The 21,202-nt window shown below is 66.2% G+C and carries 18 protein-coding genes and 1 pseudogene; 12 read left to right on the top strand and 7 right to left on the bottom strand.

Annotation, left to right across the window (positions count from 1 at the left end):
* Positions 1-127: 127 nt before the first annotated feature.
* The 6 genes from AC07ZH_RS07440 to AC07ZH_RS07415 all read left to right on the top strand — a co-directional run bounded on the left by AC07ZH_RS07440 (position 128) and on the right by AC07ZH_RS07415 (position 7,548).
* Entirely contained in the window at positions 128-2,215 is a 2,088-nt protein-coding gene (locus tag AC07ZH_RS07440) for a putative bifunctional diguanylate cyclase/phosphodiesterase (protein WP_495199184.1), read from the top strand.
* Positions 2,216-2,252: 37 nt separating this feature from the next.
* Positions 2,253-3,734 carry an AMP nucleosidase gene (locus AC07ZH_RS07435; protein ID WP_495199183.1) on the top strand — a complete coding sequence of 494 codons (1,482 nt, stop codon included), beginning with the start codon at positions 2,253-2,255 and terminating at the stop codon, positions 3,732-3,734.
* A 134-nt stretch (positions 3,735-3,868) separates the two neighbouring features.
* Positions 3,869-4,867 (top strand): ATP-binding cassette domain-containing protein, encoded by a 999-nt coding sequence (locus AC07ZH_RS07430; protein ID WP_495199182.1) that lies wholly within the window; start codon positions 3,869-3,871, stop codon positions 4,865-4,867.
* The gene (locus AC07ZH_RS07425; RefSeq protein WP_495199181.1) at positions 4,864-5,682 is read left to right on the top strand and encodes an ABC transporter permease; all 819 of its coding nucleotides are present in this window, start codon (positions 4,864-4,866) and stop codon (positions 5,680-5,682) included. Before AC07ZH_RS07430 ends, AC07ZH_RS07425 begins: the two co-directional genes overlap by 4 nt.
* A 10-nt stretch (positions 5,683-5,692) precedes the next feature.
* Entirely contained in the window at positions 5,693-6,202 is a 510-nt protein-coding gene (locus tag AC07ZH_RS07420; RefSeq protein ID WP_495199180.1) for a hypothetical protein, read from the top strand.
* Positions 6,199-7,548 (top strand): GAF domain-containing protein, encoded by a 1,350-nt coding sequence (locus tag AC07ZH_RS07415; protein WP_495199179.1) that lies wholly within the window; start codon positions 6,199-6,201, stop codon positions 7,546-7,548. The genes AC07ZH_RS07420 and AC07ZH_RS07415 overlap by 4 nt, the downstream gene beginning before the upstream one ends.
* A gap of 396 nt (positions 7,549-7,944) precedes the next feature.
* Here AC07ZH_RS07415 and AC07ZH_RS07410 read toward each other — a convergent pair whose 3' ends face one another.
* Together AC07ZH_RS07410 and AC07ZH_RS07405 are read right to left on the bottom strand one after the other, a co-directional pair.
* The gene (locus AC07ZH_RS07410; protein WP_495199178.1) at positions 7,945-8,700 is read right to left on the bottom strand and encodes a hemerythrin domain-containing protein; all 756 of its coding nucleotides are present in this window, start codon (positions 8,698-8,700) and stop codon (positions 7,945-7,947) included.
* Positions 8,701-8,842: 142 nt separating this feature from the next.
* On the bottom strand, positions 8,843-10,432 hold the full coding sequence (locus tag AC07ZH_RS07405; RefSeq protein WP_495199177.1) for a GMC family oxidoreductase: 1,590 nt from the start codon (positions 10,430-10,432) through the stop codon (positions 8,843-8,845).
* Positions 10,433-10,554: 122 nt separating this feature from the next.
* On the opposite strand from AC07ZH_RS07405, the gene AC07ZH_RS07400 reads away from it, so the two are divergent.
* From AC07ZH_RS07400 to AC07ZH_RS07390, 3 genes are all read left to right on the top strand, one after another.
* Positions 10,555-11,403, top strand: coding sequence for a 3-hydroxybutyryl-CoA dehydrogenase (locus AC07ZH_RS07400; RefSeq protein WP_495199176.1), 849 nt, complete (start codon positions 10,555-10,557; stop codon positions 11,401-11,403).
* A 132-nt stretch (positions 11,404-11,535) separates the two neighbouring features.
* The gene (locus AC07ZH_RS07395; protein ID WP_495199175.1) at positions 11,536-12,042 is read left to right on the top strand and encodes a MarR family winged helix-turn-helix transcriptional regulator; all 507 of its coding nucleotides are present in this window, start codon (positions 11,536-11,538) and stop codon (positions 12,040-12,042) included.
* 11 nt (positions 12,043-12,053) lie between these two features.
* Positions 12,054-12,470 carry an organic hydroperoxide resistance protein gene (locus tag AC07ZH_RS07390; protein WP_495199174.1) on the top strand — a complete coding sequence of 139 codons (417 nt, stop codon included), beginning with the start codon at positions 12,054-12,056 and terminating at the stop codon, positions 12,468-12,470.
* 4 nt (positions 12,471-12,474) lie between these two features.
* Here AC07ZH_RS07390 and AC07ZH_RS07385 read toward each other — a convergent pair whose 3' ends face one another.
* Entirely contained in the window at positions 12,475-12,891 is a 417-nt protein-coding gene (locus tag AC07ZH_RS07385; RefSeq protein WP_495199173.1) for a potassium channel family protein, read from the bottom strand.
* A gap of 138 nt (positions 12,892-13,029) precedes the next feature.
* Between AC07ZH_RS07385 and AC07ZH_RS07380 the strand changes: the two genes are divergently transcribed.
* The 3 genes and pseudogenes from AC07ZH_RS07380 (at position 13,030) to AC07ZH_RS07370 (ending at position 15,585) form a co-directional block, all read left to right on the top strand.
* Entirely contained in the window at positions 13,030-14,145 is a 1,116-nt protein-coding gene (locus AC07ZH_RS07380; protein ID WP_495199172.1) for a DUF2855 family protein, read from the top strand.
* Positions 14,142-15,215: pseudogene (locus tag AC07ZH_RS07375) on the top strand (serine/threonine protein kinase). Before AC07ZH_RS07380 ends, AC07ZH_RS07375 begins: the two are co-directional and overlap by 4 nt.
* 61 nt (positions 15,216-15,276) lie before the next feature.
* Positions 15,277-15,585 (top strand): hypothetical protein, encoded by a 309-nt coding sequence (locus AC07ZH_RS07370; RefSeq protein ID WP_119110111.1) that lies wholly within the window; start codon positions 15,277-15,279, stop codon positions 15,583-15,585.
* A 95-nt stretch (positions 15,586-15,680) separates the two neighbouring features.
* Here AC07ZH_RS07370 and htpG read toward each other — a convergent pair whose 3' ends face one another.
* From htpG to AC07ZH_RS07350, 4 genes are all read right to left on the bottom strand, one after another.
* Positions 15,681-17,654 carry a molecular chaperone HtpG gene (gene htpG, locus AC07ZH_RS07365; RefSeq protein WP_495199171.1) on the bottom strand — a complete coding sequence of 658 codons (1,974 nt, stop codon included), beginning with the start codon at positions 17,652-17,654 and terminating at the stop codon, positions 15,681-15,683.
* A gap of 204 nt (positions 17,655-17,858) precedes the next feature.
* A complete protein-coding gene (locus AC07ZH_RS07360; protein WP_119110109.1) occupies positions 17,859-18,794 on the bottom strand; it encodes an exopolyphosphatase in 936 nt (311 codons plus the stop codon).
* Between the two features lie 42 nt (positions 18,795-18,836).
* Entirely contained in the window at positions 18,837-20,120 is a 1,284-nt protein-coding gene (locus tag AC07ZH_RS07355) for a lipase family alpha/beta hydrolase (RefSeq protein ID WP_495199170.1), read from the bottom strand.
* Between the two features lie 39 nt (positions 20,121-20,159).
* Positions 20,160-21,002, bottom strand: a complete 843-nt coding sequence (locus AC07ZH_RS07350) for a pseudouridine synthase (RefSeq protein WP_495199282.1) — start codon at positions 21,000-21,002, stop codon at positions 20,160-20,162.
* Between the last annotated feature and the right edge of the window lie 200 nt (positions 21,003-21,202).

The raw sequence follows: 21,202 nt of genomic DNA, 5'->3' as shown, positions 1-21,202 counted from the left end.
TACCTAAGAACGTGTTCATCATTTGTCTTGGCACAAACCCGTAGGCAAACCAAGCGCACGCCATGTAAGCTATTGTTGCGACCCCGGACCTGCGGTATGCAGGCCAGCCACCCGCCAAACGGATTCGATGACCGAAACCACGCAAGCTGCCGCACCCCAGGACGCCGCAAGCCCCGGCGCCGCTGAGCTGCTGCACGCCCTTGCAGAATCGCTGGGCGGGCAGATTGCGTATTACGAGCTTCCCAGCAGGCAGTGCCGCTTTGCCAATCTCGCGTACGCGCAGGCGAACGGCTTCTCCATTCTGTCGATTCTCGGGAAAATGCCTGAGGAAGTCATCGGCGCGAACCAATGGGCTGAGGTTGCCGTAAATGCCGAACGTTGTCGAAGCGGCGAGCGCGTCAAATACCTGCACGAACGGCGCGCTAACGACGGTAGCGTGCGCATGTTCAGCGTCACCCTCACCCCACATTTCGGTGCAGACGGCGCGCCTGACGGCGTGCTCTCGGTCACCAACGAGTGCACGGCGAGCTGGGCGGCAGAGCGTGCGGTGCGCGAGAGCGAAGAGCGCATGCGCAAGTTTGCCGAGGCCACGGAAGAAGCCATCATGTTCCACAGCGACGGCGTGGTGCTCGATTGCAATGAGGCGATGACCCGGCTCACCGGACTGTCTCAAGACGAGGTGGTAGGGCGCACCATGTTCGATTTCATCGCCCCCGCCTGGCGCCCCATTGCACAGGACTACACCAGCCACGGCAGCGAATACCTGTACGAGGTGTGCATCGTCCACCGCGATGGGCACGAAATCCCAGTGGAAGTCATCGGCAAAACCATGCCCCAGCAGGGTGCCGACTACCGCGTGGTGGTAGCGCGCGACATCAGCGCGCGCAAGAGCATGCAGGAGCGCGAAGCTTTTCTTGCACTGCACGACGCGCTGACCAAGCTGCTCAACCGCCGCGCGCTGCTCGACCAGTTGGCCCTGGCGCTGGCCCAGGCCCGCACTGCGCAGACCCCTCGCCAGCGCCAGGTGGCATTGCTGTACCTCAACCTCGACCATTTCAAGACGATCAACGACTCGCTGGGCCACAGCGCTGGCGACCAGATCCTCTGCGCGGTGGCCGAGCGCATGCGTGGGTGCGTGGCCGAGCGGGGGTTCATTGCCCGGCCCGGCGCCGACGAATTCGTCGTGGTGTTGCCAAGTGCCGACCGTACGACAGCCGCAGGCTTGGCCGACGAGCTCTTTCGCTGCCTGGCCGAACCCATTGAGATGGCTGATACCAGCGTGTGCCAGTCCGTCTCTATTGGCATCAGCCTGTTCCCGGACGACGAGCAGACTCCAGCCGGCCTGCTGCGCCAGGCAGAAGCGGCACTGCGCCAGGTCAAGGACAGCGGCCGCGGCCACCACCAGTTCAGCACCCCAGGCATGGCCGATCATGCGATGGCATCGCTGCAATTGCAGCGGGAACTGCACACAGCCATTGCAGAGAGCCAGTTCGTGCTGCATTACCAGCCCGTCGTGCAAATGGCCGATGGCGCGCTCGCCGGGTTCGAGGCGCTGGTGCGCTGGCAGCATCCCCGCCAAGGCCTGCTGGCACCGGACAAATTCATCGCTTTTGCCGAGACGCATGGTTTGATCTCACCCATCGGTCGCTGGGTGATGCGCGAAGCCTGCCGTCAGTTGAAGGCTTGGCACGACGCGGGCCTGCCACAAGTGCCAGTGGCCGTAAACCTCTCGGCATTCGAATTTCGCCAGCGCGACGTGGCCGGGGAAATTGCCGCAGTGCTTGCGGAAACCGGCCTGCAGCCGCAGTTTCTCGAAGTGGAGCTGACCGAAACCGTGTTGATGCAGCAAAGCGAGCAGGTGCTGCAGACGCTGCAGACGATCAAAGCGCTGGGCGTGGGCATCGCGATCGACGACTTTGGCACCGGCTATTCGTCGCTCTCCTACCTCAAGCGCTATCCGCTCGACAAGCTCAAGATCGACCGCTCCTTCGTCCTGGATACGCCAAACTCAAGCGACGATGTCGCCATCGTCACCGCCATCATCGAACTGGGCCGCAGCCTCAAGCTGCGCACCGTGGCCGAGGGCGTAGAGCTGCCGGCGCAACAAGCGCTTCTCACGCAATTGCGCTGTGACTTGGCCCAGGGCTACGGCATTGCACGCCCTATGGACGCGCTGCAGACGCGCGCCTGGCTGGCACAGCGCCGGCAGCGTTGACACCAAGCCGTCTTGCAGCGCGTACACAATAGCGCGCATGCCGCTCACCACTGCCCCCGTTCCCGCCGCCCACTTCTCTGACCCGGACGCGGCCGTCGCCCAAGTCCAACTGCTCTACCAGCAACAAATTGAGCACCTGCGCGGCGCCATGCAGCGCTTCGTGGCCGGCGAGGACGTGCCCGAGCGCGTGCGCGCCTTCTACCCCTACGTGCGCTTGCACACCACTACGGTGGCACGCGCCGATACGCTGCTGGCCTATGGCTTCGTCGAGGGGCCTGGCACCTTCGAAACCACACTCACCCGACCCGACCTGTTCGGCGGTTACTACACCGAGCAATTGCGCCTGCTGCGCAAGAGCCACGGCGTGGAGCTGGAGGTCGGGCTGAGCACGCACCCGATTCCCATTCACTTCTCGTTTGCCGAGCACGACCACGTCGAAGGCCAGCTCAGCGCCGAGCGGCGCATGCTGATGCGCGACCGCTTTGACTTGCCCGACCTGGCCGCCATGGACGATGGCATCGCCAACGGCACCTGGCGGCCGCGGGCGGGCGAGGCGCAGCCGCTGTCGCTGTTCACCGCACCGCGCGTGGATTACTCGCTGCACCGCCTGCGCCACTACACCGGCACGGCGCCCGAGTGGTTCCAGAACTTCGTGCTGTTCACCAACTACCAGTTCTACATCGACGAGTTCGTGCGCCTGGGCCACGCCGAAATGGCCAACCCCGAGAGCGAGTACATCGCCTTCGTCGAACCCGGCAACGTGGTCACGCGCCGCACAGGCCTGCCGGCGCAGGACGTGGACGACCTCGGTGCGCCGCCGCCCCGCCTGCCACAAATGCCCGGCTACCACCTGGTGCGCGCCGACCGCAGCGGCATCACCATGGTCAACATCGGTGTCGGCCCGGCCAACGCCAAGACGATTACCGACCACATCGCCGTGCTGCGCCCCCACGCCTGGATGATGCTGGGCCACTGCGCGGGCCTGCGCAACACCCAGCAGCTGGGCGACTACGTCCTCGCGCACGCCTACGTGCGCGAAGACCATGTGCTGGACGAAGAACTGCCGCTGTGGGTGCCCATTCCCGCGCTGGCCGAGATCCAGGTGGCGCTGGAGCAGGCCGTGGCCGACGTGACGCAGATGGAGCGCGGCGCGCTCAAGCGCATCATGCGCACCGGCACGGTCGCCAGCACCGACAACCGCAACTGGGAGCTGCTGCCCGACAACACGCCCCAGCGGCGCTTCAGCCAGAGCCGCGCGGTGGCGCTGGACATGGAAAGCGCCACCATCGCCGCCAACGGCTTTCGCTTTCGCGTGCCCTATGGAACGCTGCTGTGCGTGAGCGACAAGCCGCTGCACGGCGAGATCAAGCTGCCCGGCATGGCCAACCATTTCTACCGCGAGCGCGTGGACCAGCATTTGCGCATCGGCATGCGCGCGGTGGACATCCTGCGCGCCGGGGGCATCCACCGCCTGCACAGCCGCAAGCTCCGCAGCTTTGCCGAAGTGGCGTTTCAGTAAGCGCCTGTCCAACGGCACAATCGCTTTTGTTTTGATAGCTTACAGCGCTTATCCAGTAAGCGCGAGAGGCACTTTTTACCTAAAATTCGGCGGCTTGCACCCGCTGGCGCCGCCGTGCGGGAGAATGCACGCACATGGTCCCTCCCGACGCTGCAGCGCCTTCCACCCCACCGCTCGCGGTGCCGCTGGCCCCGCCGCCCTTGCTCGACGTCTCCGGGCTCTGCAAATCCTACGGCAGCGCGGTGGTGGTGGACGGCGTCTCCTTTGCCATCGCCCCCGGCGAATGCCTGGGCGTGATCGGCCCCAACGGCGCGGGCAAGACCACCACCATCCGCATGTGCCTGGGGTTCACGGCGCCAGACGCCGGCAGCATCCACTACCACCCACCGGCAGGTGGCGCGCCGCTCGCCATGCCGCGCGACGCGCTGGCCATCAAGCAGCAGCTGGGGGTGGTGACGCAGTTCGACACGCTGGACCCCGACTTCAACTGCTCTGAAAACCTGCGCGTCTATGGCCGCTATTTCGGATTGAAACGCGCGGTGCTGGATGAGCGCATTCCCCAACTCCTGGAGTTCGCCGCACTGAGCCACAAGGCTGCTGCCCGCCCCGGCGAGCTCTCGGGCGGCATGAAGCGGCGCCTCTCGCTGGCGCGAGCCCTGGTCAACGCCCCGCACCTGCTGCTGCTCGACGAACCCACCACCGGCCTGGACCCGCAGGCGCGCCATTTGATGTGGGAGCGGCTGCAGCGCCTGGTGCAGGGCGGCACCTCCATCCTGCTCACCACGCACTTCATGGACGAGGCCGAGCGCCTGTGCTCGCGCCTCATCGTGCTCGACCACGGCAAGAAGATTGCCGAAGGCGCGCCCCGCACCCTGATTGCCGAGCACCTGGAGCGCGAGGTGGTGGAGGTCTATGGCGCCGGAGCGCTGGCCTTGCAGCGCGACGCCAGGCTGGCACCACTGGCCGAGCGCATCGAGGTGAGCGGGGAGACGGTGTTTTTCTATACCCAGAATGCGCACCCGCTGCTTGATGTACTGCTGGAGCACCCGCAGCTGCGCACCCTGCACCGGCCGGCGAATCTGGAGGATTTGTTCTTGAAACTCACCGGCCGCCAAATAAGGGAGGACGCATGACGCCAAGTGAAGTGGCCCGCCCGCCCAGCCTCTGGCGCGCGCCCGACCTCTCGCGCAACTGGTGGCCGGTATTTCTGCGCAACCTGCTGGTCTGGCGCAAGCTCGCCATTCCCAGCCTGGTGGGCAACATCGCCGAGCCGCTGATGTGGCTGGTGGCCTTCGGCTACGGCATGGGGGCGCTGGTGGGCAAGCTCACGGTGCATGGCGAGCCGGTGCCCTACATCCTGTTTTTGGCCAGTGGCTCGATCTGCATGAGCGCCATGAACGCGGCGAGCTTCGAGGCGCTTTATTCGGCCTTCTCGCGCATGCACGTGCAAAAGACCTGGGAAGGCATCATGAACACACCGGTCAGCCTCGACAGCGTGCTGCTGGCCGAGCTGCTGTGGGCGGCGTTCAAGGCGCTGTTCACGGTGACGGCGATTTTGCTGGTGATGCTGGCGCTCGGCATCAGCCACAGCCCCAAACTGCTGGTGGCCTGGCCGGTGCTGCTGTGCGTGGGCATCATGTTCTCGGCGATTGCGCTCATCTTCAATGCGCTGGCCAAGGGCTACGACTTCTTCACCTACTACTTCACCCTGGTGCTGACGCCGCAGATGTTCCTCTCGGGGGTGTTCTTCCCGCGCGAGCAACTGCCGCCGCTGGTGCACACGATTTCGGACTGGCTGCCGCTGACCAACGCAGTGGAACTGGTGCGGCCGCTGTTCATGGACGAGTGGCCCCAGCACGTGCTGCAGAGCGGGGGGACGCTGATTGCCACCACCGTGCTAGCGTTCTGGGTAGCGCTGGCGTTGACGCGCAAGCGTTTTCGCGCATGATGCAGTCGCCATGACGAACCGCGCCGCGCCCCTGCTGCTGCCCGAGCACGTCGCCTGGATCAACGCTGGCGTCTCGGGCATCGTCGCCTCGCGCTCGGCCACCAGCCAGCCCAGCATCGCACGCGCCCTGGCACTTTCCATGCGCCCGGATGGGCGCAAGCTCACCGCCCTCCTGCGCCCTGACCAGAGCCGCGAGCTACTGAGCGATCTGCAAGCCGGCCGGCCGATGGCGATCGTCCTCAGCCAGCCGAGCACCAACCGCACGCTGCAGCTCAAGGCGTCCCGCGCGCGGGTGCGCTCTGCGACGCCTTACGAGCAAGCTGCTCAGCCCGCGTACGTTGCCGCCATGCAGCGAGAGATTGGCTCGCTCGGCTACCCGCCCGAGTTCGTCGCCGCCCTGCTTCACGTTGCGCAGCCGCAGGAACTGGTGGCGGTCGAGATAGCGCCCGAGCAGGCGTTCGACCAAACGCCGGGGCCGCGCGCCGGGTCGCCGCTGCGCGCCCTGGAAGGCTCGACATGAAGGCACGCGCCGAACCCGACCTTCGGCCGCTGCGAGCCTGCCTGGAAGGCGCGGTTCCCGGAATGGTCGCGACCTGCGATGCCGAAGGCATGCCCAACGTGGCCTACCTCTCGCAGGTGGTGTACGTGGACGAGATGCATGTCGCGCTGTCGTTCCAGTTCTTCAACAAAACGCGGCGCAACATCTTGGTCAACCCCTGCGCCACGGTGCTGCTGACCGACCCCGGCACAGGGCTGCTGCACCGGTTGCATCTGCGCTATCTGCGCACGGAGGACAGCGGCCCCTTGTTTGAAGGCATGCGGGCGCAACTTGCGGGCATTGCCTCGCATGAAGGCATGGCCGACGTGTTTGTGCTGCGGGGGGCCGACATCTACCGCGTCGAAGACATTGAATCGCTGCCGGGTGAAGGCCTGAGCCCTGCGCCCGCCCGCTGCGACCTGCTGCACGCGCTGCGCCGCTGCTGCCAGGACCTGGCGCAGTGCACCGCGCTGGAGGACCTGGTGCAGGCCTTGTTTGCCGGCATGCGCGCCTACATGGGCGTGGAGCACGCCATGGTGCTGCTGCCCGACGCCGCGACCGGCCGGCTCTACACCGTGGCGAGCATGGGCTATGCGCAGTCCGGCGTGGGGTCCGAAGTGGGGCTTGGCCAGGGCGTTATCGGCGTGGCAGCGCAGCAGCGCACTGCGGTGCGCATCAGCCATGTGACGCACGCCAGCCTGTACACGCATTCCATCCGCCGCAGCATGGCGGCCGACGCCACTCCCGCCGGGCAGGATATCCCCTACCCCGGCCTCGATGCACCAGGCAGCCAGCTGGCCATTCCCCTGCTGGCCGCCGGCCGCATGCTCGGCGTGGTGTTCGTGGAAAGCGCCGACGAAATGCGCTTTGGCTACCAGGAAGAAGACGCGCTGGTGGCACTGGCCGGCCAACTGGCGGTGGCGCTGGACCCGCTGCGCGCGTTCGCGGAGCACGCCGAACCGGCCGAACCTGCGCTGGCAAGCGCCCGGCCGCCCACCGGATCGCCGGTGCGCGTGCGCCATTTCAGCGCCAACGACAGCGTATTCCTCAACGACGACTATCTGATCAAGGGCGTTGCCGGCGCCATCTTCTGCAAGCTGCTGCGCGAAACGCTTGCGACGGGCCGGGTGGATTTCTCCAACCGCGAACTGCGGCTGGACGCAAGCCTCAAGCTGCCTGACGTGGCCGACAACCTGGAGGCGCGGTTGCTCTTGCTGCAGCGGCGGCTGCAGGAAAACAGCCCGCACATCCGGCTGGAAAAGACTGGCAGAGGGCGGCTGCGGCTGGTGCTCAAGCGCCCGGTGGAACTGGATACGGTTTCCCGCTGAGCGCCCTGCGCTCTCAAGGCAAGTCCTCCCTCGGGTCGGCTGCGCCGGCCTTGACGCCTGCAGCATCGGGCTGCGCGTACGCTGCAAGGCACGCTGCCTCGAGTGCCAAGTACCGCTTTGTTATCGCACCGGGGAACAACGCAGCGCGGGAACCCGGCGCACCCGGCATCCGAAGCTCCAGGCAAACGCGGCACACCCCTTGCGGCTCTGGATGCAGCGTGTGCCTGGCCCGTACTCGCAGGCCGGAGTGGGTACTCCACCAGGCAAAGTCGGTGCCTGCGCGCCACTCCGTGACCGGCGACGCCGCAAGCTCCGACAACAGCGCCCACACCAGCGCTTGTGGCGCGCGGATCGGATCGTCTGGGTGGTGTGGAAGCTTGGCATGTAGCGAGCGGACTAGGACGCCTGCGCCAGCGCACCTTCGAGCTTGCTCCATTGCGTGGCGTTCAGGTGCTGGCGTGCCAGCGCGAGCGCCGCGGAAAAGGCCGGCAGTGGCGCCTCCTCGCGCATGCCGCGCATCAGGCCGGCGCGCTCGGCAGGGCTGAGGGCCGGCAGCATCCAGCGCAGGTCTTCCATCATTTCCTGCGGGGGAATGGCGGCACGCAGCGCATCCTCGATGCCCTGCAACTGCGCGTCGCTGAACCCAGCCCACAGCACTGCGTTGTGCTGGTGTTCCTCCATGAGCATGTGCTCGAAATTGTGGGCGACGAAGCGCGAGAGCTGGTGGTAGAGGCGGTGCGCTTCGCCCCGACGCAGCGCAGCAGGCAGACCCATGAGCCGCGTCGCAGCAGCGGCGATTCGCGCGATGTCGGCTTCGTGCTCCACATGCTCGGCCGCGGCGCGTGCGCTCTCTCCGGGTGCGAGCTGCTCGATGGCGGGATGCACGAAAGCGTTCTCATGCTGCACGTGGCTGTGGCAGAAGTCCATGAGGCCCAGCACGCTTTGGCAGGTCTGGGCGCACTCCAGGTCGTCGTCGGTGTCCATGCGGCCCACCGCCACGAGCGCGTCGCACATGCAGGCGCGCAAGGCCTTGTGAATGGTGGCGTACATGTCCCACCGAACGGTGCCCTCCGGTTGGGCAATGGCGGTCAATTCCTCGCTGTCGAACTTCATGGCAAGTGCTTCCTTCGCGTCTGGCGCGTTGCGTTTCATGGCTCGTCCCTCCAGGCACGGTGCCCGGAGAGCCACGAAAGGAAGTCTAGAAATTCCGCTTGAAAATCGCCGTTAAAAATTTCTTATCCGCCCCTTGAGAAATCCTTATTTCGCCAGGCATCAGCGGCAAGCGTGCGGTTTTTCACGCCGCAGCGCGCAGCAAATCCACCGCCTTCTCGGCAATCATGATGGTCGGCGCATTGGTATTGCCGCTGACCACGCGCGGCATGATGGACGCGTCCACCACCCGCAGGCCTTGCAACCCGTGCACGCGCAGCTCGGCATCCACCACATCGAGCGGCCCCTGCCCCATGCGGCAGCTACCCACCGGGTGGTAGATGGTGTCGGCGTGGTTGCGGATGAACTGCTCGATTTGCGCGTCGCTCGTGGCGCCGGCAGAGGCCTTGGATTCGCGCGCGCCAAACTTTGCCAGCGCGCTCTGGCCCAGGATTTCACGCATGCGGCGCACGCCGCGCACCAGGCGGTCCAGGTCGTCCTGCTCGCCCAGGAAGTTGGGGTCCACCAGCGGCAGGGCATTGGGATCGCTGCTGGCGAGCTGCACGCTGCCCCGGCTCTTGGGCTGCAGCAGGCAGACGTGGCACGAGTACCCGTGGCCCAGCACCGTCTTGCGGCCATGGTCCACCAGCTTGCCGATAACGAAGTGCAGTTGCAAATCCGGCGCGGCTTCCTCGGGGCGGCTCTTGATGAAACCGCCGGATTCGGCGAAGTTGGTGGTCAGCATGCCGCTGCGCGCGCGGCGCCACTCGCCGATGCCGCGCAGGATGCGCAGGGCGCCAGGGAGCGAAATACCGAACAGGTCGTAGAGGCCCGGCGCGTCCATGACCTGCACGACATCCACGTGGTCGTGCAAATGCAGGCCGACGCCGGGCAGATCGTGCGCCACGGCAATGCCGTGCTGCTGCAGCTGCGTGCCCAGCCCGATGCCCGAGAGCATCAGCAACTGCGGCGAGAGCAGCGCGCCGGCCGACAGCAGCACTTCGCGCGAACAGCGCAGCGTCTGGCGCACACCGCCCTGCTCATACTCGACACCCACCGCACGCTTGCCGTCGAGCACGATACGCGTGGCGCGCGCGCCGGTAATCACCCGCAGGTTCGGCCTGGCAAGGTGCGGCGTGAGATACCCCTTGGCGGCGCTGAAGCGCTCGCCGTTCTTGTGCGTGACCTGGTACAGGCCCACGCCTTCCTGCGACGGGCCGTTGAAGTCGCCGTTGCGCACTTCGCCCGCCTGCACACCGGCTTCGACAAAATGCTGCGCAAAGGGGTTGGGCGAACGCAGGTCCATGACGTTGAGCGGCCCGCCGCTGCCGTGCAATGCGTCGGCGCCGCGCTCGTTGTGTTCGGAGCGCTTGAAGTAAGGCAACACGTCGTCCCACGCCCAGCCGGGGTTGCCCTGCGCCGCCCAGTGGTCGTAGTCCGCGTGCTGGCCGCGCGCGTAGATCATGGCGTTGATCGAGCTGGACCCGCCCAGCACCTTGCCGCGCGGCTGGTAGCCGCACCGGCCGTTGAGGCCCGCCTGGGGCGTGGTGTTCTGGCCCCAGCCGTTGAGTTCGTACTTGGCCATGATGGCCAGGCCAGCGGGGCAGTGGATCAGCACACTGCTGTCGGGTTTGCCGGCCTCCAGCAGGCACACGCGCACCGCCGGGTCTTCGCTGAGGCGCCCCGCCAGCACACAGCCGGCCGAGCCGCCGCCAATCACGATGTAGTCGAACATGGGTCTCCTTGGTTGTGGGGCCACCGTCTTCGAGCGGCGGCTCTGGCGCACCATAACCGCAAGCGCAGGCGATTCTCGCTACCATCGTTCAGGTCTATTTCACTTTGAAGAGAGCTCTCTATATGGAAATCACAAAGGTTGGCATCATCGGCGCGGGCACCATGGGCAACGGCATCGCGCAGGCCTGCGCAGTGGCGGGCGTGGACGTGGTGATGGTGGATATCTCGGACGCGGCCGTCCTCAAGGGCGTCGCAACAGTCGCCAACAGCCTGGACCGCCTGATCAAGAAGGAAAAGATCAGCGGCGCCGACAAGGATGCCGCGTTGGCGCACATCCACACTTCGACGAATTACGCCGACCTCAAGGGCGCACAGCTCATCATCGAGGCGGCGACGGAGAACTACGAGCTCAAGCTCAAGATCTTGAAGCAGGTCGACGCCATTGCGGGGCCCGAGGTGCTGATCGCATCGAACACCTCGTCGATCTCGATCACCAAACTGGCGGCCGCCACTTCGCGCCCTGGCCATTTCATCGGTATGCATTTCTTCAACCCGGTGCCGATGATGGCGCTGGTGGAGCTGATTCGCGGTGTGCGAACGAGCGATGCCACGCACGACGCCGTCAAGGCACTGGCGCTGCGGCTGGGCAAGTCGCCCATCACGGTGAAGAACGCGCCAGGCTTTGTCGTCAACCGCATCCTGGTGCCCATGATCAACGAAGCGTTCTTCGTACTGGCCGAAGGCCTTGCCACACCCGAAGACATCGACGCCGGCATGAAGCTTGGCTGCAACCAGCCCATCGGCCCGCTGGCTCTGGCCGACATGATTGGCCTGGACGTGTGCCTGGCGGTGATGGAGGTCTACCTGCAGGAGTTCGGCGACAGCAAATACCGCGCCTGCCCACTGCTCAAAGAGCTGGTGGCCGCAGGGCACCTTGGGCGCAAGACAGGGCGCGGCGTGTACGGGTACTGACGGTTCATTGGGGTTTATCGGGGGTTCATTGGGTCTGACCCCGATGAACCCCCGCGCAGCCAACGCACTGCACCGCCATGCATATCGGACAATTACATTGTGCACAATTTAATTGTCCGCTACAATTTGACCATGCTATCGCGACTCCCGCCCTCCAGCCCACCCGAACTGCTGCTCGACCACCAGCTCTGTTTCGCGCTCTATTCGGCGTCGCTTGCCATGACCAAGGTGTACAAGCCGCTGCTGGATGCCCTGGGCCTCACCTACCCCCAATACCTGGTGCTCCTTGTGCTGTGGGAGCAGGACGATCTGCCTGTCTCCAGCATCGGCGAGCGCCTGTTCCTTGATTCCGGCACGCTCACTCCGCTGCTCAAGCGCCTGGAGGCTGCGGGCTGGCTGCAGCGCACCCGCGACAGCGCGGACGAGCGGCGCGTGCGCATCGCCCTCACCCCGGCGGGTCGCGCGCTGCAGCAGCAGGCGCGCAGCGTACCGGCCTGTGTGCGCGCCTACAGCCAGCTCGAATTGCCGCAAATCCACGCGCTGAAGTGCCAACTGCAGGCGCTGCGCGGCACCCTCGCCGCTGGCGGCATGGCCACAGATTCCGTTTGTCCCCCGCCTGCACCGCAGGCACAACCTTGAAGGAACCCACCATGACCACGCTCGACAAAGTTCTGTACACCGCCAAAGCCCACACCATCGGCGGCCGCGAAGGGTCGTCCCGCAGCGACGACGGCCGCCTGGACGTAAAGCTCTCTTCGCCCGGCACGCCTGGCACCGGCACCAACCCCGAGCAGATGTTTGCCGCCGGCTACTCGGCCTGCTTCATCGGCGCCATGAAGGCCGTGGCCGGCAAGACGCAGCTCACGCTGCCGCAAGACCTGGCCGTGGACGCCGAAGTGGACCTGGGCCCCATCCCCAACGCCTACGGCATTGCCGTGCGCATGAAGGTGTCACTGCCTGGCATGGACCGTGATGCTGCGCAAAAGCTGATCGACGCCGCCCACCAGGTGTGCCCGTACTCGAACGCGACGCGCGGCAACATCGACGTGAACATCACCCTGGCATAAGCATTCAAGCGGGCGGCTGCTGGCGCAGCGCCCGCACTTCCTCGCGCAGAACGCGAATGTCGTCCCGCAACAGGCTGATCTCGCTGGCGAGGTCTTCTTCGAACACCACCTCGTCGGCCTGCGCGTCCTTTTCCACAAAGATGGCCGCCAGCGAGGCCGTCGCCAAGGACAGCACCGCCAGACCCAGCAGCACCACCAGCACCGCAAAACCGCGCGAGGCGTGGGTGCTGGGCACGATGTCGCCATAGCCCACCGTCGCCGCCGTGGTGAAGGCCAGCCACAGGCCGTCGGCCAGGGTGTGCACGCCTGGGTCCAGGGCCCAGAAGCCCACCCCGCCGATCAGCAGAATCAGCGTGCACAGCACCAGCGAATAGAGCACGCCGCGGCGTGCGATGTGCAGTCGTTTGTTCAAAGCGGGCACGGGGGCACCTTGTCTGTCCGGCCGAAGCAGGGCGCTTCGCGCAAAGGCCCATTGTCGCCGTGGCCGGCCTTGTGCCCGCTGTCTCACAAGGCTCTCCCAGGCATTGAGACGCCCACCGCTTTGGGCTACTGTCGCGAAATGACCACCACCCTCCTCGTTCGCCAGGACCAACTGGCCACCACCCGCCTTGTTTCGGCACCCGACACGCCCCTTGTCGATGGCCAGGTGCGCGTGCGCGTCGATGCGTTCGCGCTCACCGCCAACAACGTCACCTACGCGGCCCTGGGCGACCTGCTGAACTACTGGGGCTTCTTTCCCAGCGGTGAAGAGGGCTGGGGCATCGTGCCGGTCTGGGGCTTTGGCACGGTGGTGGAATCTGCGCACCCCGACGTCACCATGGGCGAGCGCCTGTACGGCTACTGGCCCATGGCGAGCAGCGCGGTGCTCTCGCCCCAGCGCGCAAACGCTGCGGGCTTCAGCGACGGCGCGCCGCACCGCGCGGGCTTGCACGCGGTCTACAACCACTACCTGCGCAGCAGCGCCGACCCGTTCTACCGGAACGACAACGAAGACCTGCAGGCGCTCTTGCGCCCGCTGTTCGTCACGTCCTGGCTGATCGACGACTTTCTGGCCGACCAGCAGTTTTTCGGCGCGCGCCGCCTGCTGCTCTCCAGCGCTTCCAGCAAGACCGCCTGGGGCACGGCGTTTCAACTGGCGCAGCGCGGCGGCCTGGAGGTGGTGGGCCTCACCTCGCCCGGCAACGTGGCGTTCTGCGAGAGCCTGGGCTGCTACGACCGCGTGCTGGCCTACGATGCCCTGGAGCAACTCGGCGGTGCCCAGGCCAGTGTCTACATCGATTTCGCCGGCAGCGTGGCGCTGCGCAAGCGCATCCACGCGCACTTTACGGGGCTGGCCTACAGCTGCTCCGTCGGCGCCAGCCACGTGCAGGACCTGGGCGGCGCCGGGCAGTTGCCAGGGCCGCGCCCGGTGATGTTCTTCGCCCCTGCACAGGTCAAGAAACGCCACGGCGAGTGGGGCGCGCAGGGGCTGAACGATCGCCTGGTGGGCGCCTGGAGCCAATTGCTCACCGCAGTGCAATCACCGCCCGCGCCCTGGCTGGTGGTGCAGCGGCACCTCGGCCCCGAGGCCACGCAGGCCTTGTTCCAGGATATGCTCGCCGGCCACGGCGATCCGCGCACCGGCCACATCGCCAGTCTGCAGGCAGAGCGCGGCGAGGGCGACAATGGGGCATGAGCCCACCCGACGCCACTGAACAGCCTCCCTTCGAAAACCACGCAGGCGGCACCGACCCGCACCCCTACGCGCGCCTGAGCCCCGACCAGGTGCTCGACGCCCTGGCCAGCGTCGGCCTGTATGGCGATGGGCGCCTGATGGCGCTGTCGTCGTACGAGAACCGGGTTTATTAGGCCACGCTGGAAGACGGCGAGCGCGTCGTCGCCAAGTTCTACCGGCCGCAGCGCTGGAGCCGGGCGCAAATCCTGGAAGAACACACGTTTGCCGCCGAGCTGGTGGAGGCCGAGGTGCCGGCCGTGGCGCCGCTGGTGCTGGGTGGCCAGACGGTGCACCAGCATGGCGATTTCCTCTTCTCGGTGAGCCCCTGGCGCGGCGGTCGCACGCCCGAGCTGGACGATTGGGAGGTGCTGGAATGGATAGGCCGCTTTCTCGCGCGCCTGCACACCGTAGGCGCGGCCAGGCCGTTTGCCGAGCGCCCGGCGCTGGACGTGCAGAGCTTTGGCGAAGAACCACGCGACTGGCTGGTGGCGCATGCCGCCGTGCCGCTGGACATGCAATCGCGCTGGCTGGACGTGTGCCAGCGCGCTCTTGAAACCATAGCTGTCAGCGCTGTTCCATCAAGCGCTGGAGGCCAATTTAGCCTTAAAACCTCCACGCAGATCCGCCTGCATGGCGACTGCCACCCCGGCAACATTCTCTGGACCCCGCTGGATGAGTGGGGGCGCGGCGGCCCACACTTTGTCGACCTGGACGACGCCCGCAGTGGGCCAGCGGTGCAGGATCTCTGGATGCTGCTCTCGGGCGACCGGCGCCAGCGCACCGGGCAATTGAGTGCGCTGCTGGAGGGCTACGAGCAGTTCCGCAGCTTCGACCGGCGCGAACTGGCCCTGATCGAGCCGCTGCGCACGCTGCGCCTGATCCACTACAGTGCCTGGCTGGCACGGCGCTGGCACGACCCGATCTTCCCGATCAACTTCCCCTGGTTTGGCTCAAGCGACTACTGGAGCGGGCAGATCGCCTTGCTGGAAGACCAGATCGAAGCCATGCACGAAGAACCACTGGCAGTCTGACCCGTCAAGGGTGGTTCTTGTATGCTGCAAGGTCTTGCCACTACCCCACACAACAGCACCCATGAAAGACAAGCTGCGCACCTTGTTTTCCATCCGCACCAAGCGCGCGGCGCCGCCCGTCGGTCCCTTGCCTCCGGTTGGAGCGTCCATCATGTGCGGCAGTCTGAAGATGCAGGTCACCCACCCCATGCCGCGCGAGCTGTGGGACTGGATGGTGCTCTCGGGCTGGCGCAACGTCCCGGTCGCCAAAGACCGGCGCCAGAGCGTGGTACTGCCCGAGCGGACCCTCAAAGATCTGATGGATGCCGCCCCCACCGAGCGCGATGCGCTGCACGCCCGGATACTGCGCTCGGCAAAACGGCCCGTCTGAAACGCCGCTGCACCTGCAGTACCGTCAGATCACTTTAGTTTTGATAGCTGCTAACGCTTACTGGGTAAGCGCTAGCAGCTATTTTTAACTAGATTTTAGACCAGCAGCGCATTCACCCGGCGCACGTAGGCCGCCGGATCGTCCGGCAAGCCGCCTTCGGCCAGCAGCGCCTGGTCAAACAGGATGTTGGCCAGGTCGTTGAAGTGCACGCTGCCGTCGAGCTTCTTCACCAGCGGGTGCTCGGGGTTCACTTCCAGCACGGGCTTGGATTGAGGTGCCTGCTGGCCGGCCTGCTTGAGCATGCGGGCAAGTTGCGTGCTCATGCCGTCGTCCTGCACCACCAGGCAGGCGGGTGAATCGACCAGGCGCGAGGTGACGCGCACGTCTTCGGCCTTGTCCTTGAGCGCTTCCTTGAGCTTGGCGAGCAGCGGCTTGAAGGCCTCGGCCGCTTCCTCAGTGGCCTTCTTCTCGGCCTCGTCCTGCAGCTTGCCCAGATCGACCGCACCCTTGGCCACACTTTGCAGTGGCGTGCCGTCGAAGTCCTGCAGGTAGTTCAGTGCCCACTCATCGACCCGGTCGGTCATGAGCAGCACTTCGATGCCCTTCTTCTTGAAAACTTCGAGCTGCGGGCTGTTCTTGGCGGCGGCCAGGGTGTCGGCGGTGATGTAGTAGATGGCCTCCTGGCCTTCCTTCATGCGCGCCTTGTAGTCGGCGAACGAAACGCTTGCCGTGTCGCTTGACGTGGAGGCAAAGCGCAGCAGCTTGGCCAGGCGCTCGCGGTTGCCGAAATCTTCGCCCAGGCCTTCCTTGAGCACCGCGCCGAACTCGGCGTAGAACTGGCTGTACTTGCCTTCCTTGGCCTTGTCGTCGGCGTCGACCACATCGGTCACGCCGTCGGCGTTGGCTGCGGCGTCGTGCCTGTCGTGCTTGGCCAGGTCTTCCAGCATGGAGAGCACGCGCTTGGTCGAGCCTTCGCGGATGGCGCGCACGTCGCGGCTTTCCTGCAGCAGCTCGCGGCTGACGTTGAGCGGCAGGTCGCTGGAATCGATCACGCCCTTGACGAAGCGCAGGTAGCTGGGCATCAGCGCCTCGGCGTCGTCCATGATGAAGACGCGCTTGACGTAGAGCTTGATGCCGGCCTTCTTGTCGCGGTTCCACAGGTCGAACGGGGCCTTGGCGGGGATATAGAGCAGTTGCGTGTACTCGGTGTTGCCCTCGACACGGTTGTGCGCCCAGGTCAGCGGGGCCTCGTGGTCGTGGCTGATGGCCTTGTAGAACTCCTGGTACTGCTCGTCGGTGATGTCCTTCTTGGGGCGGGTCCACAGGGCGCTGGCCTTGTTCACGGCTTCCCATTCGCCGGTCTTGACCATGCCGCCGGGCTGGCGGCCGCCATTTTCGTCGCCGGGGGTCAGCAGCTCGCCGTCTTTCCACTCTTCCTTTTCCATCAGGATGGGCAGGCTGATGTGGTCGGAGTATTTGGCGATGACGCTCTTGAGCTTCCAGGCGTTGAGGTATTCCTCGGCGTCGGCGCGCAGGTGCAGGATGACGCTGGTGCCGCGTGCGGGCCGGTCAATTTGCTCGACCTGAAAATCGCCGCTGCCGCCGCTGACCCAGCGCACGCCTTCATTGGCGGGCAAACCGGCGCGGCGCGACTCCACGGTGATCTTGTCGGCGACGATGAAGCCCGAATAAAAACCCACGCCGAACTGGCCGATGAGCTGGGCGTCCTGCTTCTGGTCGCCCGTGAGCTTGCCCATGAAGTCCTTGGTGCCGCTCTTGGCAATGGTGCCCAGGTGGTCGATGGCCTCTTGCGCGCTCATGCCGATGCCGTTGTCGGCAATGGTGAGCGTCTTGGCGTCCTTGTCGAAAGACACGCGCACTTCCAGGTTGGGCGCGTCTTCGTACAGCGCTGGCGTGTCCAGCGCCTCGAAACGCAGCTTGTCGCAGGCGTCGGAGGCGTTGGAGATCAGCTCGCGCACGAAGATTTCGGGGTTCGAATACAGCGAGTGCGTGACCAGGTGCAGCAGCTGGGCCACTTCGGCCTGGAAGGACAGGGTTTGTTTGCTCATACGGATAGGTTGACGAAACGACAATGGAAAGAAGACGAAAGCACCGCCCCAGGATGGGCGTGGCGCTTGCAAGCCCCCATTTAGGGGCGGGCGGGGCGGGTTTCAAGCGCCGGCGGCACACAGGGCGCAACCCGAAAGAAACTCAAATTCAATAGCTGCTAGCGCTTACTGTATAAGCCATAGAGCCATATTTGATGGTTATTTTTAACCGTCGGTGTTGATGCGCCGGACCAGCATTTGCAGCATGCCGTCGGCCTTCTCGTTGGCCACCTGGCAGGTGCCTGCGGCCGCATGCCCGCCGCCGCCAAATTCGAGCATCAGGTTGCCGACATGCGTCTTGCTGCTGCGGTCCAGAATCGACTTGCCCGCGGCCAGCACGGTGTTCTGCTTTTGCAGGCCCCACATCACATGGATGGAGATGTTGGCGGTGGGGAACAGTGCGTAGATCATGAAGCGGTTGGTCGCCCAGATGGTCTCCTCGGGCCGCAGGTCCAGCACCACCAGGTTGCCAATCTGAATGGCGCACTGCAGGATCTGCTCCTTGGCCCTGGCCGCATGGTCGCGGTACAGCGCCACGCGCTCCTGCACATCGGGCAGATCCAGAATCTGCTCGATCGTGTGGTCGCGGCAGTATTGGATCAGGTCCATCATCAGCGCGTAGTTGCTGATGCGGAACTCCCGAAAGCGCCCCAGGCCGGTGCGCGAATCCATCAGGTAGTTCAGCAGCACCCAGCCCTGCGGGTCGAGGATGTCGTCCCGCGAATACTGGGCCGAGTCCGCCTGGTCCACGGCCGCCATCATCTCGTCGGTGATGTGCGGGAAAGCCGCCTTGCCGCCGTAGTGGTTGTAGACCACGCGCGCCGCCGACGGCGCATGGGCTTCGATGATGTGGTTGACGTCGCGGCGCCCCGCGTTGCGCACCGTCTCGGATTCGTGGTGGTCGAACACCAGGTGCGCGCCCGGCACATACGGCAGGTTGGTGGTGATGTCGCGCTCGGTGATGGCGATCTTGCCGTCCTGCATGTCCTTGGGGTGCACGAAGGTGATCTCGTCGATCAGGTCCAGTTCGTTGAGCAATACGGCGCAGACCAGGCCATCGAAGTCGCTGCGCGTCACCAAGCGGTATTTTTTGTTTTCCACGTTGTCTCCTTGGGAAGGCAATGGTAGCGCCGCGCTGCTGCGTCAGCGCGTCAGCCACTGCACCAGTTGCTGCGCCACGCGCGGGTTGTCGAGCAATTGCAGGTGTCCCACGCCGTACACCACCAGTTGGCGGCTCTTGGCAAACACCAGCGCATGCGCGGGCTGCTCGTGCTGGCCCAGCGCGCTGGCCAATGGCACCAGGCCATCACCCAGCAGGCGCTCGGCCAGCGGGCTGCGCTGACGCGCCAGGGTCGCCGCCACGGTGAAGCAGGCAACGCCGTCCGGCAAGGGCAGCGGCTGGCGCTTGTCCGGGCTTCTGCGGAAGCGGTCGTGCCCCTGCCAGTCGGCGTCCTGCACATGGCCGTAGCGCAGGTCGGTGATACCGGCGCTGCGCAACTGCCCCAAGCGCGCAAAGGGCCGGCTCCAGGGCGTGCTGCCGAGGACCACGTCCACCCAGTTGCCAGCGCGCTCCAGCGGCGCGCCGTGGTGCGGCGTGCCCAGAAACACCAGCTTGTCCAGGCGCCCGATCCATTGCTGGCCGGCATCCGCCGCGTGCTGGCAGGCGCTGCGCATCACCAGGCCGCCCATGCTGTGCACCAGCACCGTGAATTCCTGCACCGGCACCGGCCAATCGGCCAGCAGGGTTTCGATGCGTCCGGCCAGCTCACGTCCGTTGGTGGAGGTGTGCAGGCCCGTGTTGTAACGCACGTAAACCGGTGTGTAGCCCAGCTCTTTGGCCAGCAGTGCGCCATGGTCGTGGCCTGCGCGCTGCCACTGCAGGTCGTTCATGCACAGGCCATGCAGCAGCAGCAACACCTTGCCGGTCGCCTGGCCCGAGGCGCCCAGCGCCGCCAGGTCGATGGGGCGGCCCTGCTGGCGCAGCTCCATGGGCAGCGCCAGCGGGTTGCCGTCGGCGGCCAGGCGGTCGCCCATCACGCCATTGAGCGCCGCCAGCACGGCTTCGCGCTCGGGCGGGGGCGCGGCGCTGGCTTCGCTGCCGCGATCCAGAAAGGGTTCGAGCCGCAGCAGGGCGGCCTGCAGGCCCACACCCACCAGCCGCGTGACGCCGCGAATGCCCTGGTACACCAGCCCCGTGAGTCCGCGCGTTCGCCCGGAAGCCTTGCCGCCCGGCAGGCCCATGCTGTCCAGGACCGAGCGGTGCACGCCCTCGGCGATGTCGGTCACGCCAGCCGTGGCCAGCGTGGCCAGGCGGGCCACGCCGCGCGCATCGGTGGCGCGCAGTTGCCGCACGGCCGCAGCGGTTGCAGCGGCGGCGCGTGCGGTCTTGCTCTTGGGGCCCTTGGGCGTTGAGGAAGTCGCTGTCACGTGGGCTCCAGAAATGGACGACGGGCTGGCCGCGCTCGCTTAGAAATGCTCGTTCGCAGAGAGAAAGCGCCACTGCCCCACTGGCAGCGCGCCCAGCGTGATACGGCCGATGCGGATGCGCTTCAATCCCACCACCTTGAGACCCACCTGCTCGCACATGCGGCGAATCTGGCGCTTCTTGCCTTCGACCAGCACGAAACGCAGTTGCTCGGGGTTCTGCCAATCCACCTTGGCGGGCTTGAGCGGCTGGCCGTCCAGGCTCAGGCCATGGCGCAGGCGCTCCAGCAGCGCCTGGGGAAACACCGCCTGCACGTTGGTGCGCACCGGATCTCGCTCATCAATTTCCTGCAAGGGCTGCGCACGTTCACCCGAGCGCCGTGCGCCATCCCCCTCGTAGACCACGCGCACCAGGTATTCCTTGTCGACGCTGGAATCCTCGCCAATGAGCTGGCGCGCCACGCGTCCGTCCTGCGTCAGCACCAGCAGCCCCACCGAGTCGATATCCAGCCGCCCGGCGGGCGCCAGACCGCGCAGTTGCGGCGGCGAAAAGCGCAGGCCACTGTGGTCTTCGCGCCATTGGCTGCGCGGGTTGATGAGTGACGCCGCCGGCTCGTGGCCGTCTTCGGCCTGGCCAGACACGTAGCCCATGGGCTTGTGCAGCAGGATGGTGACCTGCTTGTCCTGCTGGCGCTGCGCTGCGCGCTCCACCGTGATCTTGTCCTGCGCAGTGACGCGCATGCCCATCTCGGCCACGGCGCCGTTGACGTAGACCCAACCGTGCGCAATCCAGTCGTCGGCTTCGCGGCGCGAGCACACGCCCAGCTCGGCCAGGCGCTTGTTGAGCCGTGTGCTGTCGCCGGGCGAGAGCGCGCTCGCGGCCACTGCGGCCGGCTTGGCTGGTGCGCGTGCGCTGCGCTGCGCGGGTGGTGGGCGAACCGCAGCCGGCGGACGGGCCACGGGTGACGGGCGTGCCGCAGGGCGCGGCGCCGCCAGCACCGGGCGGCGCAGAAGCGGGCGGGCCGCAGCGGCTGGCGTTTGCGGCTCGGCCGGTTCACGCGGGGTGGACGGAGATCGGGGAGGGC

This window comes from Simplicispira sp. GW247-4R2A, from assembly GCF_059424465.1.
This window is presented reverse-complemented; position numbering and strand designations above follow the sequence as displayed.